Origin of the sequence: Luteimonas panaciterrae (genome assembly GCF_020511115.1) — a bacterium.
In the GTDB taxonomy this organism is placed as follows: Bacteria; Pseudomonadota; Gammaproteobacteria; order Xanthomonadales; family Xanthomonadaceae; genus Luteimonas; species Luteimonas panaciterrae.
In genome coordinates this window covers 81,787-97,057 of sequence record NZ_JAJAVH010000012.1, presented here as the reverse complement: position 1 = coordinate 97,057, position 15,271 = coordinate 81,787, and the positions used below count along the sequence as shown (strand labels likewise).

Sequence of the window (15,271 nt, the reverse complement as noted above, 5' to 3'; positions counted from 1 at the left end):
CGTGCTTCCAGTCGGGACGGCGTCGACCTCATCCTGGACCAGCAGCCTTCGCTGCTTTCGCTTCCTGCGACGGTGTGACCGCTTTCAGGATCGCATCCATCTCGTCCTGCCGGTCGAAGACGCCGAGGTGCGAATGCCTGACGCGTCCTTGCGCATCGACGACGACGAGCAACGGCACGGCCTGGGCCTTGAACAAGGCCAGCTTGCGGCGATCCGACAGCGTTGTGACCGGAAATCCGAATCCGTGTTCGTTGACGTAGCGACGCACCGCTTCGGATTCGCCGTCCGCCACGCCCAGCATCTGGACGCGGGTCGAGTCCGAGGCCAGTTGTTCGGCCAGCTTGCGCACCAGCGGCGCGGACTGCTTGCAATACGGGCAGGTGGACGTGAAGAAATACAGCACCTGGAACTGCTTCGGCGCGGTGCCGATCACGACGGCAGCACCGTCGAGTGATTTGGCCGGAATCTCCGGTACCCACATGCCGACGTAGGGCTCGAAGGCGCGCTTCTCGAGTGCGTCCTTCTGCTGCCGCAATTCGCGGTTCTGCCAGGCGAGAACGAGCACGAGCGTCGCGGAAAGCAGCAGTCCAATCAATAGCCAGGGAATTCGGCGCATCTGTGTCGTCCGCATCAGGCCGGTTGAGGCCTGCGCACTTTGCGAACCGCCATTCCCGCCGTCAAGGAGGATCGCATCCGATCCGTGATCGCGTGCGCGTTGATCGGAGGCATGTTGCGACGCAAAAGAGTTTGATGCGATGCCACGAAATCGGGACGCCATGCGAACAGCACGTGCATGACGACGAACAGCGTGCGTGCGCCGGAAACGAAGACGATTTCAATGGAGCGTGCGTTGAAGCGTCGAAGCCCTGAAGGTATCGCCTAAGCGCGATCCCTTACCCACTTCCTGCCATCGAACGATTCGAGCGGATGGAAGTTCCGCTTGTAATCCATCTTGGCGTGGCCATCGATCCAGTAGCCGAGATACAGATGACGCCGGCCGTCGCGACGCGCCCATTCGATCTGGCGCAGGATCGCCAGCGTGCCGAGGCTGCGCGCCGCTTCGTCCGGATCGTAGAAGGTGTAGACGGCGGACAGCGCGGCGTCGGCCAGGTCGGTCACCGCGACGGCGATCAGGCGACCATGCAGGCGCAATTCGAGGAAGCGCCCCTGCGACCAGCTGCCGATCAGGAACTGGTCGAACTCGGTCGCGCCGTGATCGTCCATGCCGCCGCCGATATGGCGCGCACCGAGATAGCGGCGGTACAAGGCGAAGCGCTCGTCGTTGCGCTTGGCCGGCAGCACGCGTTCCTCGACGTCGGCATTGCGTGCGAGGCAGCGGCGCTGGCTGCGGTTGGGCGTGAATTCGTCGACGGGAATCCGCACCGCCACGCAGGCCTGGCAGTTCGGGCAGTGCGGCCGATAGACGATGTCGCCGGAACGGCGGAAACCCCAGCCGAGCGCGCGCGGGTACACCTGCAGCAGGCGTGGATCGCGCGGATCGAGCACCAGATCGCGCGCGATGCGCTCCGGCCAGTAGCCGCAGATGTGCTCGCCGGTGTGAAACAGTCGCAGGTCGTCGACGTCGCGCATGGGGGCGTCCTAGACCTGTCCCGCGCGCAGGAGCAGCAGGAACGAGATACCGGCGATGGCGCCCGTCGCCGCGCCGGCGACCAGGTCGCGCGGCACGTGCCGCGACAGCGACAGACGCGACCAGGCGATGCAGGCGGCGAAGACGAGACCGGCGAGCGTGGCCCACCACGCCAGCGGCGCCAGCAGGCAGGCGGCGAACACCGCGAAGGCCAGATGCAGCGACAGCTTGCACCAGCGCGCGGTGAGCAGCGCGACGAGGATGATGACTGCCGAGAACGCGAGCGCGGCCGGCACGCCGCGCGTGGCGCCGGCCATCCAGGCGACGGCCGCGCCGGCGCTCAGGACGATCAGCAGGAAACGGTTCAGGCTGCCGCGTTCGCTGTGATGGCTGGCATCGACGTGCCCCCAGCGCTCGCGGCGGACCTGCCACCATGAATACGCCATCACCAGCACAGCGGCCGCGCCGAGGCCGGCGGCGAGCTGCCACGCCTGCGCCACGGAGCCGCGGCCCGCCTGCGTGGCCAGCAACGCCAGCGACAGCACGGCCAGGGGATGGCCGAGGATCGAGACGGTGCGGGCGAGGGCGGTGGACATGGGAGGAGCATACCGCTGGCGTCTCGCAACGGCTGCGATTCCTGTCCATGGTCTTCAGGTTGCCCGCGGGCGGCGGTCAACCGCTGCCGGGATCGCGCGTTGATCGAGGCATGGCACGGCCGTGCCTCGACCAGGAGATTCCCGACATGACCCGCAAGACCCTACTCGCCGTTTCGCTGCTGACCCTGCTGCCCTCCGGCGTAGCGCTCGCCGCGCAGTCCGATAGCACCGGCACCGCGGCCGCGTCGCGCGGCCATCTGGCCCAGCTCGACAAGAACGGCGACGGCGTGATCGATCGCAGCGAAGCGGCGGCGGCCCCGCGGCTCTCCGAGCACTTCGACGAGATCGACACCAACAAGGACGGCAAGCTCAGCGCCGACGAACGCACGCAGGCGCGCAGCGGCATGCGCCACCACGAGCGCCAGGGTAAGTGGAAAGCGCTCGATAACGACAAGGACGGCCGCGTCAGCCGCGCCGAAGCCGCCGCGGATCCGAAGCTGGCCGAACGCTTCGCCGAACTCGACGCCGACAAGAACGGCTATCTCGATCGCGCGGATTTCCAGGCCCGCGCCGAACAGCGTCAGGCCGAATGCTTCGTCAAGGCCGATACGGACAAGGACGGCAAGTTGAGCGCGGAAGAATTCGCCGGTGTCCGCGAGGTCTGTCATGGGCCGCGCGGGAAGATGCTGGCCGCGCCAGCGCAGGCGCCGAAGTCCTGATCGGAAAGTTTCGGAAAGTTGTTGCGACGAGTGCAACGTTGAACCGGCCGCCGCGTGCAACCACGCGGCGGCCGTCAGCTTCTTACAACGGCTGGATCACACGCCAACTGTCACCTTCCGGCCGCACCTCGAACCAGCGCGGCACCACCGGCCCGTTGCCGCGACGGCGCACGAAATAGACGATGCCGGAACCCGAAGGCACGCCGCTCTCGTAGCGGCCCACCGCCAGCACCAGCGGCAGCGCGTCGCCGTTGCCCTGCGCCGGGCAGCGCGAGACCGGCAGCACCGTGGCCTGGGTCTGAGGCAGCGCGGCCAGCAGCGCGGGCGAGGGATCGCGCGCGTCGACGGCGATGCAGACATGGCTGCCGGCTTCCTTCGGGATATCGCCGCGCAGCACCGCCAGCGCGAGGCTGTCCGGCACCGGCGTCTTGCCGCGCGGCAATTCCGCAGTGCTGACCATCGCCACGGGCTTGGGCGCGGTTGCCGGCACCGGCGTGCGATTCGAGCGCCACGACATGAAGGTCAGCGCGATCACGACGGCGATCACCGCGATCAGGCCGAGCTTGATGCGGAAGGCGCGACGCTCGCTTGCACTCCGGCCGCCACGATCGGGCAGTTCGTTGCGGAAGCTCATCGCGAGATAACTGTCCGGCGCGTTGCGCGAGGAATCCATCAGTCCGGCTTCGCGCAGCATCTCGCGCGCACGCGGCTGGTCCTCGGATTTGACGATCCACACCGCCGGCATCTGCTGCTTGCCGTCGTCGCGATAACTGAAATTGCCACGGATCGCGCTCTTGTATGAGCGTCCGTTGGTCACGCGCGTTTCGATGCCGGCTTCTTCGAGCAGCTTCGCGACCGCCTCGACGTTTTCCAATCGAGCGCTGGAGAAGACCTGTCTCATCTCAACCCTCAGCCGCTTGAGGCGGCTTCGATGCCGGGACGTGCGTCGTCGCGTCGGTAGCCGTCGTGACGCGGATCATGCCTTCCTGCGCCGTGCTCGCCACCAGCTTGCCGTCGCGATCGAAGATCTGGCCGCGTGCCAGCCCACGCGCGCCCTGCGCGCTGGGGCTGTCGATCGAATACAGCAGCCACTCGTCGGCGCGGAACGGGCGGTGGAACCACAGCGCATGATCGAGCGAGGCCATCTGCACGTTCGGCTGGTAGTAGCTGATGCCGTGCGGGAAGGTGGCGGTGCCGAGCAGCTGGAAATCCGACGCGTAGGCGAGCAGGGCGCGATGCAGTTCGGGCGCGTCGCCGACCGGCTCGCTGAGGCGGAACCAGACCTGCTGGAACGGCGGCCGCTTCGGCGGCTTGAGTTCGTCGCGCGGATAGACGTGGCGGAATTCGAACGGGCCGGTGCGGTCGAGCCAGCGCTGGATCTTGATCGGCAGCTTGGCCAGCACTTCCTGCGGCACCGCGTGCGCGGGGTCGATGTCCTCGGGCTTGGGCACTTCCGGCATCGACAGCTGATGCTCGACGCCTTCCTCGCGTTCCTGGAACGAAGCCGCGCAGAAGAAGATCACCTGGCCGTGCTGGATCGCGGTGACGCGCCGCACCGAGAACGAACCGCCGTCGCGGGTACGGTCGACGTCGTAGACGATGGGGTGTTCGATGTCGCCGGCGCGCAGGAAGTAGGCGTGCAGCGAATGCGCGTCGCGCGGCGCCGTCATCGTCGCCTGCGCCGCCGACAGCGCCTGTCCCAGCACCTGGCCGCCGAACACGTACTTGGTGCCGATGTCGCGGCTCTGGCCGCGGAACAGGTTGTTCTCCAGCCGTTCCAGCGAGAGCAGTTCGATCAGTTCGGAGACGGGGGAGGTCATGGGCGCCGGTATCGTGGGCAGACCCGGATTATACGGGCCCCCCGCGACCGGCCTCCGGTTCGGACGGTTGCAGGCGTTGCAGCGTCGTCGTCGCCAGCACCTGCGGCCAGGGGAACAGCGGTCCGGGATCGAGTTTGCGCCGGACTTCCAGCGCCGGGTCGTCACTGGCCGGCTCGGTCGTCGTGTCGAGCTCCTCGTGGCCGGCGATCCAGCGCAGCGACGGCAGGGTTTCGCTCAAGCGCTCCAGCAGCAACAGCAGCGCGGCGATCTGCGCCTGCGGATAGGGTTCCTGCATCGCCTGGTGCTGGGAATCCAGCCAGTGTGGATAGCGGCCGGTGTTGACCAGTTCGATGCCGATCGAGCGCGGGTTGTAGCCGCGCACGTGATGGGCGATGCGCTCGTGCGGCACGTACTGCACGGCGCTGCCGTCGCGATCGAGGTACCAGTGGCCGCTGTTGCCGGTGCCACTGGCCGGGTACAGCACACGTTCGCCATAGTCGCGCGCCGTCGCCAGGTCGGGGAGTTCGGTGCAGTGAATGACGACCAGATCGATTTGCGAAAGCGGGCGCGGGTCGAGTTTTTCGACGTAGGGGAGCGGGTCGATCCGAGCAGTGGTCATAGAGCCTATCTCGGCAGGGAACATAGGTTGCGCTGGGACTGTGTGCCCGCAGCGCAAGGAAGAGTGAGGGCGCGTATGCCGATACGCAACTGAGCGATGACGCTGCGCTGCGGGCACACAGTCCCAGCCCGGAGGGTTGTTCCGCTGTAGCCGCCCGGCGGCTGCAGCGGAACAACGCGACCTATGTTCCCTGCCGAGATAGGCTCTTGGCGATGCTAGCATTCGCGCATGTCGCTCCCGTCCCCGAATTCCGAACTGTATCGCCTGATGTCGCAATTCCCGCGAGGGGGCCGGGTCGAATGGATCGGCCTGCGCCCGGCGCGCGACGTGCCGATGCGCGAGGTCGACGAAGTCGATGCCCAGGCCGGCGGCGGGCTGGCGGGAGACCGGTATGCCGGCGGTAGCGGCAATCGCGGCATCACGCTGATCCAGGCCGAGCACTTGCCGACGATCGCCGCGCTGAGCGGCCACGCCAGCGTGCCGCCCGCGCTCCTGCGCCGCAACGTCGTCGTCTCCGGCATTCCGCTGATTGCGTTGAGGGATCGGCGCTTTCGCATCGGCGATGTGTTGCTTGAGGGCGTGGATGCCTGCGATCCGTGCTCGCGCATGGAGGCGGCGCTCGGTCCTGGCGGCTACAACGCGATGCGCGGGCATGGCGGGTTGTGCGCGCGCATTCTCGAAGGCGGCAAGTTCCGTGTCGGCGATGCCGTGACCTGGGTGGAAGCCTGAGCATGCGCGGCCATTGCATCCTCTCGCACGGCTTCGAAAGCGGACCGGACGCCACGAAGGTGACGGCGCTGGCCGAGGTCGCCGAACAACTGGGCTGGACGCACGAGCGTCCCGATTACACCGACCTGGACGCCAGGCGCGTGGTCAGCGAACTCGGCGACGTGCCCACGCGCCTGCAGCGCCTACATGCACTGGCGCGCGAGGCGGCGGCGCGTGGTCCGCTCGTGCTGGCGGGATCGAGCCTCGGTGCCTGGATCTCGGGCCAGGTATCGCTGCAGGTGCCGGTCGTCGGCCTGTTCCTGATGGCGCCGCCGGTGTCGATGGGGCCGGCGCCAACGCTCGATGCCGCGCGTGTGCCGGTGTCGATCATCCACGGCTGGGACGACGAGCTGATTCCCGCGCAGCAGGTGATCGACTGGGCACACCCGCGCCGCGCGCGCGTGCTGATGGTGGATGACAGCCATCGTCTGTCGGCGCACGTCGCCGCTTCCGCCGAGGCGTTCGCGGAGTTGTTGCGGCGCTTTTGATTTGCTTTTCCTTCTCCTTCCGGGAGAAGGTGCCCGAGGGGCGGATGAGGGCAGGAACTGACTCGCCGAGATACGCTCCCAGGAAAGTGATTTCCCTCCCTCATCCGGCGCTTCGCGCCACCTTCTCCCGGAGGGAGAAGGGAAAGCAGAAAGCAATTCCATGAAATTCTTCGTCTCCTGCGCCAAAGGCCTCGAATACCTGCTCGTCGACGAGTTGCAGGCGCTGGGGTGCGCGCGCGCCAGCGCCGCGATCGCCGGTGTCAACGTGGAAGGCGAGGAGGTCGATGCGCAGCGTGCGGTGTTGTGGTCGCGCCTGGCCAGCCGCGTGCTGTGGCCGTTGACGGAGTTCGACTGTCCGGACGAGCAGGCCCTGTACCAAGGCGTGGCGGCGTTGCCGTGGCACGAGCATCTCGACGCCACGATGACACTGGCGGTGGACGCGCACGTGGCGGGCGAGGCCATCACGCACGCACGCTACGCCGCGCAGCGGGTGAAGGACGGCGTGGTCGACGCGATGCGCGCGCAAAGCGGCGCACGGCCGAGCGTGGACGTCGATGCGCCGGATCTGCGCCTGAATCTCGTCGTGCGCAAGGGCCGGGCGATCCTGTCGGTGGATTTGGGTGGTGGTCCGCTGCATCGTCATGGCTGGCGTCGCGCGCAGGGCGAGGCGCCGCTGAAGGAAAACCTCGCTGCCGCCGTGCTGCTGCGCGGTGGCTGGCCGAAGCTCTACGCGGAAGGCGGCGGCCTGCTCGATCCGATGTGCGGCAGCGGAACGCTGCTGATCGAAGGCGCGCTGATGGCGGCGGACGTCGCGCCCGGCCTGTTGAGATACGCGGGTGAATTGCCCACGCGCTGGCACGGCTTCGACATCGCGACATGGACGAAGCTGGTCGAGGAGGCCCAACTGCGCGAGCGCGCCGGACGCGCGGCCTTGCGCGATGTCTTCGACGGTGGCGATCTCGACCCGCGCGCCATCGCCATCGCGCGCGAGAACGCCACCGCCGCGGGATTGCGCGATGCGATCCGTTTCGATGTGCGCGATGTCGCCGTGCTGCCCGTGCAATCGAATCCACGCGGCCTGATCGTGTGCAATCCGCCCTACGACGCCCGTCTCGCCGCCGATCCGGAGCTCTACCGCGCCCTGGGCGATGGCCTGAGGCAGGCCGTCCCGAATTGGCGCGCGAGTCTCCTCTGCGGCGATGCGGAACTCGCGCATGCCACCGGTTTGCGCGCGCAGAAGAAATACCAGCTGTTCAACGGCGCCCTCGAATGCAGCCTGATCATTTGTGATCCGATCAAGCCGGCATTGCGCGAGTCCGCCGAGCCGCGTGCCTTGTCGGAAGGCGCGCAGATGCTCGCCAATCGCCTGCGCAAGAACCTGCGCGCGTTGAAGTCCTGGCGCGCGCGCGAGGCGATCGATTGCTATCGCGTCTACGACGCCGATCTGCCGGAATACGCGGCGGCCATCGATGTCTATACGGAGGCCGATGATCCCGAGGCACTCTGGCTGCACGTGCAGGAATACGCCGCTCCGGCCTCCATTCCGGAAGCCGATACGCGGCGCCGCTTCGGCGAAGTGTTGGCGGCCGCGCGCGAGGTGTTTGGTCTGCCGCGCGAGCGTATCGCCACCAAAACGCGTTCGCGAGGCAAGGGCGGAAGTAAGTACGGACGTTTCGATCGAAAAGGCGAGATGCTGGTCGTGCGCGAAGGCGCCGCGCGCCTACGCGTGAACCTGTTCGATTATCTCGACACCGGTCTGTTCCTCGATCATCGCCCGTTGCGCAAGCGGATTTCCCAGGAAGCGCGCGGCAAGAGCTTCCTCAACCTGTTCTGCTACACGGGCGTGGCGACGGTGCAGGCTGTGGTGGGGGGCGCGATTTCCACGACGAGCGTCGACCTGTCGGCGACCTATCTGGAATGGCTGGCCGACAATCTGCAAGAAAACGATTTCGGCGGTTCCGCGCATCGCCTGGCGCAGGCGGATGCGCTGAGCTGGCTGGAAGCCGACCGTGGCCGCTACGACCTGATCTTCTGCGATCCGCCCACGTTCTCGAATTCCGCGCGCGCCGACGATTTCGACGTGCAGCGTGAACACGTGCGCCTGTTGCGCGCCGCGGTGGCGCGGTTGTCGCCGGGAGGCGTGCTTTATTTCTCCAACAACTTCCGCCGTTTCCGGCTCGATGCCGATGCCGTCGCCGAATTCGCCGTGTGCGAGGACATCAGCGCGCAGACCATTCCGCAGGATTTCGCTCGCAATCCACGCATCCACAGGACTTGGGCGCTGCGCCGCGCCTGACTGTCGGGGCGGCGCCGAACACGGAATCGTCACAGCGCCATGGCATCAATAGAGGAAGCGGCGCGCCCGATACGGACAGGCCCGGTTAACAAAGTTGGAATCCTTCCATGGTCATGATGGCCGCATGACCAACACGTTCGAAAACGCCATGCCCCACTGGATGTTTCTGCTGCGGCAATGGCTGAAGCACCCCCGCCGCACCGCCGCGATCGTGCCGTCGGGGCGGGAGCTGGCCTCGGCGATGTTGGCCGAGTTGCCGCTGGGGACGCGCCGGGTGATCGAACTCGGCGCGGGTACGGGCGTCTTCACCGAACGTCTGTTGGCCCATGGCATCGCGCCGCAGGATCTGCTGTCCGTCGAGCTGAATCCGGCCATGCACACCCGCCTGCAACGGAGATTTCCGCAGGTGCACATCGTCCACGGCGACGCGCGCGAACTCGAAGCGATCGCGGCCGCGCACGGCTTCACGGGCGAGGACAAGGCCGATGCGGTGGTCTCCGGATTGGGCGTGCTGTCGATGCCGCGACGGGTGCAGCACGACATCTACGCCGCGGCATTCGCCTGCCTGCGCGAGGATGGACGGCTGGTGCAGTTCACTTACGGCCCGCAGGCGCCGCTGGCTTCCGGGGTGGCGGAGGCGCTGGGTCTGGAGGCGGAGCGGGGCGCGTTCGTGCTGCGCAACATCCCGCCGGCGACCGTTTACGTGTACCGGAAGGTCGGCGCCGCGCCGATGTAACCCTCCGTTCCACCAGCCGCCCTGTTGGCGGTGCGGGCATGGCCGCAGAGTTGGGGCATCTAGACCCCGACGAGAGATCGCCATGAACGCCACCACTCGATTCCATGCCTCCCGCGTGACCCGCAAGATCCGTGGCACCGCCGCCTCGGACGGTGCCGGCGTCAAGCTGACCCGCGTGATCGGCGGCGCCGAGCTTCCCGACCTCGATCCGTTCCTGCTGCTCGACGAATTCGGCACGGACAAGCCCGAGGATTATCTGGCCGGCTTCCCCGACCACCCGCACCGCGGCTTCGAAACCGTGACCTACATGCTCGATGGCCGCATGCGCCACCGCGACAACCACGGCAACGAAGGTTTGCTGGGGCCCGGCAGCGTGCAGTGGATGACCGCAGGACGCGGCCTGGTGCACTCGGAAATGCCCGAGCAGCAGGCAGGCCGCATGCGCGGCTTCCAGCTGTGGGTGAACCTGCCGGCGAAGGACAAGATGGCCGTGCCGAAATACCAGGAATTCGCCGCCGAGCGCATTCCGGTGGTGACGCCTGCCAACGGCGTGACCGTGAAGGTCATCGCCGGTACCGTCGGCGACGTGCGCGGGCCGATCACGCAGCCGGCGACCGATCCGGTCTATCTCGACGTCGCGCTCGAGCGCGGCGCCACCTGGGAATATGTCTTGCCGGAAGGCCACAACGCATTCGCCTACGTGTTCGAGGGCGAGGCGAAGCTCGGCGAGGGCGAGGATGTGCGCGTGCTTGCGACCCACGAACTCGGCGTTCTTGGCGGCGGTGATCTGCTCAGGATGGAGGCGGGCGGCGAAAGTGCCCGGCTGATCCTGGTCGGCGGTCATCCACTGCGCGAACCGGTCGCCCGCTACGGCCCGTTCGTGATGAATACCAAACAGGAAGTGATGCAAGCTTTCGTCGATTTCCAGGAAGGCAAGTTCTAATCCTTCTCCGTTTGGGAGAAGGTGCCCGGAGGGCGGATGAGGGTGCGGCGAAGTTCGGATGTTTGAACCCTCTGGACTTCGCCGCACCCTCACCCCAACCCTCGGCCGCTTGAGGTGGCTTCGATTCCCGGAGGGAGAGGGCAGAAAGCGCTTGCCAAACCCACGGCGGACCGGTTAGCGTCTGACCCATGCCGTTTGTCACCTCCATCGCCAACGCCCAGCGGAACGTCAATAACCGTTCCAATAACCGCGCGCCCACAAGGCGGGTCGGCGGCTAGGTGCGAGCGAGCATCCAGCATCCCCGAAACCCGCGCCCAGCGCGGGTTTTTTGTTTTTAGGCGTATGCGGGGCCCTCCGCAAGAGCCCGCACACCTCACCGCGCTGACGGCACGGTTCGATGTGCGGACTTTCCAAATAAAGCAATCCAATTGGAGACATCGCGATGTGTTCGATCCTCGGAATCTTCGGCCTGCAGACGGGCGACGATCTGCCCGCTCTGCGGCGACAGGCGCTGGAACTCTCGCAACGCCAGCGTCATCGCGGCCCGGACTGGAGCGGGGTGCATGCCGACGAGGGCGCGATCCTGGTCCATGAACGCCTGGCCATCGTCGATCCGGCCGGCGGCTCGCAGCCGCTGAAATCGTCCGACGGCCGGCTGGTGCTCGCGGTCAACGGCGAGATCTACAACCATCGCGAGCTGAAGAAGGAACTGCGGCACGCCTACGACTTCCAGACCGGCTCCGATTGCGAGGTCATCAACGCGTTGTATCTGGAAGACGTGCTCGACCAGGGCGGGCCGGAAAACTTCCTCAACCGTTTGAACGGCATCTTCGCCTTCGCGCTCTGGGATCGCGACCAGCAGCGCGTCCTGATCGCCCGCGACCCGATTGGCGTGTGCCCGCTGTACTGGGGCCATGATCGCGAAGGGCGCCTGTGCGTGGCTTCCGAGATGAAGGCGATCGCCGGCCTGTGCGCGGACGTCGCGCAGTTTCCGCCGGGCCACTACTACGACAGTGCCACGCGCTCGCTGGTCAAGTATTACGAGAAGCCGTGGCGCGATTACGCAGTGACGGAGGGTGTGCAGGTTTCGGCGCAGGAGCTGCGCGAGGCTTTCGAGCGTGCCGTGCATCGCCAGCTGATGACCGACGTGCCTTACGGCGTGTTGTTGTCGGGTGGACTGGATTCCTCGTTGGTCGCCGCCTGCGCCGCCCGCTTCGCACGCAAGCGCGTGGAGGACGACGACGTCTCCGAAGCCTGGTGGCCGCGTCTGCATTCCTTCGCCATCGGCCTGGAAGGCTCGCCCGATCTCGCCGCCGCGCAAATCGCCGCCGATGCGCTCGGCACGGTGCATCACGGCTTCAAGTACACCTTCGAGGAAGGCCTGGACGCGTTGCCGGACGTGATCCGCCACATCGAGACCTACGATGTCACCACCATCCGCGCGTCCACGCCGATGTACCTGCTGGCGCGTCGCATCAAGGCGATGGGCGTGAAGATGGTGCTCTCGGGCGAGGGCAGCGACGAGATCTTCGGCGGCTATCTCTACTTCCACAAGGCGCCGAACGCGCGCGAGTTCCACGAGGAGCTGGTGCGCAAGCTCGACGCGCTCTACAACTACGATTGCCTGCGCGCCAACAAATCGATGATGGCCTGGGGCGTGGAGCCACGCGTACCGTTCCTCGACGTCGAATTCCTCGACGTGGCGATGAAGATGGACGCGCAGGCCAAGATGGTCGACAAGCCCAGCGGCCGCATCGAGAAAGCGGTGTTGCGCGAGGCCTTCGACGGCTATCTGCCTGAGTCGATCCTGTGGCGGCAGAAGGAGCAGTTCAGCGACGGTGTCGGCTACGGCTGGATCGACGGACTCAAGGCGCATGCGGAGAAGCAGGTCAGCGACCGCGAACTCGCCGCCGCCGACAAACGCTTCCCGATCAATCCGCCGCTGACCAAGGAAGCGTATTTCTATCGCAGCTTGTTCGAGCAGGCGTTCCCGTCACCGGCTGCGGCCGAGACTGTGCCCGGTGGCAAGTCGATCGCCTGTTCGTCGCCGGCGGCGATTGCCTGGGACGCGAGTTTCGCGAATGCGGCCGATCCGTCGGGGCGCGCGGTGGCGGGTGTGCATAACGCGGCGCTGTAGAGCGCTGATACGCTGGGAGCGCTTTAGCTGCTGCTCGTCATTCCCGCCTTCGCGGGAATGACGAGCCAAAAAGAGCTTTGTGCTCTTGAGGTTTGAAACTAGGGCTTCAGCGTCAACTTGTACTCGGTCTCGCCCGGCAAAAACGGCGTCGGCCGCCCATGCACCCAATCCTCGTGCCCGGCGCCCCAGAACGGCGACAGCGGATTTCCGCTCTGCCCGCCGGGCATGTGGATGATGCCGTCGGCTTCGTGCCCGGGCGAGACCACCATGCGTTCCGACGCGCCGAAATCGGGCGCGACCACGCGCGGCATGTTGTGGTCGCCATCCAGCGGATCGGAGGGCATGCACAGGAAGCGCGTGCCGATCAGCGGGATCGCCTTGGCCAGTGGATGACAGATTCGCGCGGTGTTGGCTTCACCCCAGGTGCGGCTGGCGAGCGGTCCCTTCGCGGACAGCTCATCGCTTACTTCCTTGGCCGCGTCTTCCAGCAAGGCATCCCAGGAGTCATAACGACGCGGCAACAGATGCGCGGGACGCTGCGTGACCAGCGGCCACACCACGCCTTCCAGCTGCGCGCGCTTGGGCATCACGAAATCGTCGCCGAGCGCGGCTTGCGCGGGCGCGGTGAGGCCATCGGCGATGCGTGCGACCACCGCCAGCCGCCATGCGCGCACGAGGCGGTAGCTCACCGAGTTGGCGACGGCGCGGCCTTCCCAGGTCTTCGACGCCTCGGCGAGCGCTTGCAAGGCCGGCGTGCGTGCGCGTGTCGATTCGCTGCGCAGCAGTTCCCACCAGCGCTGCAGGAACACGGCGCGATCGTCGAGCTGGATCGCCAGCAGGTCGCGTTCGGTGAACTTGCCTTTGGCCAGAAGATCGTCGCGAATCTGCTGCGCGCGGGCGCCGAGATCGTAGCCGCCGTCGCCCACCTGTTGCAGCGCCTCGCCATCGAGCGTGCGAGCGTTGGCCGTCCACAGGCGCGCGTTGGCAGGATCGATCAGGCGGGGATTGTCGATGGTCGAGATATTCCAATCCGAGCAGTGACCAGGCTGCGGCGCCTCAGTGGCTGTTTCGGGGGGCTGCGGTTGGACCGGCGGTTCGGTGCCTTCGACCAGATGTTGTGTGGAGCATCCGGGCGTGCGTTGCGGCAATGGTCCGAGCAGGCGCCAGGCGATCCGTCCTTGCGCGTCGGCCACGAGCAGGTTCTGGGTCGGAATCGCGGCGTGTTCGGCGACCGTGAGTGCCTGATCGAGATTGCCCGCCGTGGCGAAATCGGAAACGCCGAAGTTGAGCGAACCGGGCAGATGCGCCGTCCAGCGCAGCGCGAGCGCCTTGCCGTCCGATTGTTCGTGCAGGATCGGCCCCCACGCGGTTTCCTTGACGTCGAAATCGACTGGCGCACCACCCGCGACCCGGATCGCTTCGCGATGCGTGGTGATCGCGTCGCAGGATGTCGCCGCCGCGCCCGGCTTGCAGGGCGTGACCTGCTTCCAGTCGGTCGTGTCGGCATAGCTGTTGGTGAAGGCCCAGGCGATGTGGCCGTTGCTGCCGACCACGATCGCGGGCAGGCCCGGCAGGCTGAAACCTTGCACGTCGACTTTGCCTCCGGGCGCGCGCGGATCGGGGTAGCGCAAACGCACGCGGAACCAGATGTTGGGCGCACGCAGGCCCAGATGCATGTCGTCGGCGATGATCGCGCGCCCGTCGCCGGTGAGCGCGCCGGCAACGGCGAAGTTGTTGCTGCCCGATGCGGGACCTTCCTTCGACGTGAACGGTTTCGGTTCCGCAGGCACCGGCAGCTTGCGCAGGTCGAGCACATCGGGGCCGGGCAGCGTCGCATCCGCGCGGGGCTCTCCGAACAACGGCGCGTCCCAGGGCGTGCCGTCGAGGGAGAGCAGCGCGTACAGCGCGGGCGGCACGTGCTGCCGGATCTTCCACAGGGCGAATTCGCGTTCGTCCGTGGAATCCTGCAGATCGAAATACATCGCATAGCCGGTGAGGGCGGAATCGGCCGGCGTCCATGTTTGCGGTGATTGCCGCAGCAGCAGATAAGGCCAGGGGCGCACCTTGAGATCGGCGAGTCCGGCGTTGACGCCGTCGCTGTAGGCGCGCAGCTGTTGCAGCTTGCCATTGGCGAATGCGTCGAGATGTTCGTTGACGCGCGCGCGCAGGCGATGCGTGCGATGTCGCTTGTCGAGATCCACCGCGCGTGCGCCCACCAGTTCCGACAACTCGCCGGCGGCCGCGCGCCGCAGCAGGTCCATCTCGAAGTAGCGCTCCTGCGCGTGCACGTAGCCGAGCGCGCGCACGGCATCGTCGGCGTTGGCGGCATCGATGGTGACGACGCCAAGGTTGTCCCGCTGGATCGTCACCGGAGCGGCCAATCCCGATAGCGCGACCTCGCCATCCAGCGTCGCCAGACTGCCGCGCAACAACCACCAACCCGTCCCGACCGCGACCAGCACGAGGACCAGCAACAGGACGACGACGCGCTTCAGCCACTTGGCCATGAGATCCCCCGATTCGGTTTCCGCCATTGTAGGCATAGCCCGGTCGCGGGCTGA

At 66.9% G+C, this 15,271-nt stretch carries 14 protein-coding genes; 7 read left to right on the top strand and 7 right to left on the bottom strand.

Annotated elements, in window-relative coordinates; genetic code table 11:
• Positions 1-28: 28 nt before the first annotated feature.
• The 3 genes from LG367_RS14680 to LG367_RS14670 all read right to left on the bottom strand — a co-directional run bounded on the left by LG367_RS14680 (position 29) and on the right by LG367_RS14670 (position 2,184).
• Positions 29-616, bottom strand: a complete 588-nt coding sequence (locus tag LG367_RS14680) for a TlpA family protein disulfide reductase (protein ID WP_226470011.1) — start codon at positions 614-616, stop codon at positions 29-31.
• Positions 617-879: 263 nt separating this feature from the next.
• Complete coding sequence (locus LG367_RS14675; protein ID WP_226470010.1) at positions 880-1,590, bottom strand: arginyltransferase; 711 nt, start codon at positions 1,588-1,590, stop codon at positions 880-882.
• Between the two features lie 9 nt (positions 1,591-1,599).
• Positions 1,600-2,184 carry a hypothetical protein gene (locus LG367_RS14670; RefSeq protein ID WP_226470009.1) on the bottom strand — a complete coding sequence of 195 codons (585 nt, stop codon included), beginning with the start codon at positions 2,182-2,184 and terminating at the stop codon, positions 1,600-1,602.
• A gap of 146 nt (positions 2,185-2,330) precedes the next feature.
• Between LG367_RS14670 and LG367_RS14665 the strand changes: the two genes are divergently transcribed.
• On the top strand, positions 2,331-2,903 hold the full coding sequence (locus tag LG367_RS14665) for an EF-hand domain-containing protein (RefSeq protein ID WP_226470008.1): 573 nt from the start codon (positions 2,331-2,333) through the stop codon (positions 2,901-2,903).
• Between the two features lie 82 nt (positions 2,904-2,985).
• Here the strand turns inward: LG367_RS14665 and LG367_RS14660 are convergent, their stop codons facing one another.
• The 3 genes from LG367_RS14660 to LG367_RS14650 are packed head-to-tail and all read right to left on the bottom strand — an operon-like array spanning position 2,986 to position 5,342.
• Complete coding sequence (locus LG367_RS14660; protein ID WP_226470007.1) at positions 2,986-3,804, bottom strand: DUF2007 domain-containing protein; 819 nt, start codon at positions 3,802-3,804, stop codon at positions 2,986-2,988.
• Position 3,805: 1 nt separating this feature from the next.
• Entirely contained in the window at positions 3,806-4,723 is a 918-nt protein-coding gene (gene tesB / locus LG367_RS14655; RefSeq protein WP_226470006.1) for an acyl-CoA thioesterase II, read from the bottom strand.
• Between the two features lie 28 nt (positions 4,724-4,751).
• On the bottom strand, positions 4,752-5,342 hold the full coding sequence (locus LG367_RS14650) for an N-acetylmuramoyl-L-alanine amidase (RefSeq protein WP_425490979.1): 591 nt from the start codon (positions 5,340-5,342) through the stop codon (positions 4,752-4,754).
• Between the two features lie 228 nt (positions 5,343-5,570).
• On the opposite strand from LG367_RS14650, the gene LG367_RS14645 reads away from it, so the two are divergent.
• The 6 genes from LG367_RS14645 to asnB all read left to right on the top strand — a co-directional run bounded on the left by LG367_RS14645 (position 5,571) and on the right by asnB (position 12,710).
• Positions 5,571-6,071 (top strand): MOSC domain-containing protein, encoded by a 501-nt coding sequence (locus LG367_RS14645; protein WP_226470004.1) that lies wholly within the window; start codon positions 5,571-5,573, stop codon positions 6,069-6,071.
• A 2-nt stretch (positions 6,072-6,073) separates the two neighbouring features.
• On the top strand, positions 6,074-6,598 hold the full coding sequence (locus LG367_RS14640) for a hypothetical protein (RefSeq protein WP_343225835.1): 525 nt from the start codon (positions 6,074-6,076) through the stop codon (positions 6,596-6,598).
• Between the two features lie 160 nt (positions 6,599-6,758).
• Positions 6,759-8,894: a bifunctional 23S rRNA (guanine(2069)-N(7))-methyltransferase RlmK/23S rRNA (guanine(2445)-N(2))-methyltransferase RlmL gene (gene rlmKL, locus LG367_RS14635; protein ID WP_226470002.1), complete on the top strand. Its 2,136-nt coding sequence runs from the start codon at positions 6,759-6,761 to the stop codon at positions 8,892-8,894.
• A 124-nt stretch (positions 8,895-9,018) separates the two neighbouring features.
• Positions 9,019-9,630, top strand: coding sequence for a class I SAM-dependent methyltransferase (locus LG367_RS14630; protein WP_226470001.1), 612 nt, complete (start codon positions 9,019-9,021; stop codon positions 9,628-9,630).
• A gap of 82 nt (positions 9,631-9,712) precedes the next feature.
• Complete coding sequence (locus LG367_RS14625) at positions 9,713-10,573, top strand: pirin family protein (RefSeq protein WP_226470000.1); 861 nt, start codon at positions 9,713-9,715, stop codon at positions 10,571-10,573.
• Between the two features lie 442 nt (positions 10,574-11,015).
• A complete protein-coding gene (gene asnB, locus LG367_RS14620) occupies positions 11,016-12,710 on the top strand; it encodes an asparagine synthase B (protein WP_226469999.1) in 1,695 nt (564 codons plus the stop codon).
• Positions 12,711-12,808: 98 nt separating this feature from the next.
• On the opposite strand, the gene LG367_RS14615 is transcribed toward asnB, so the two are convergent.
• Positions 12,809-15,217, bottom strand: coding sequence for a penicillin acylase family protein (locus LG367_RS14615; protein WP_226469998.1), 2,409 nt, complete (start codon positions 15,215-15,217; stop codon positions 12,809-12,811).
• Positions 15,218-15,271: the final 54 nt, after the last annotated feature.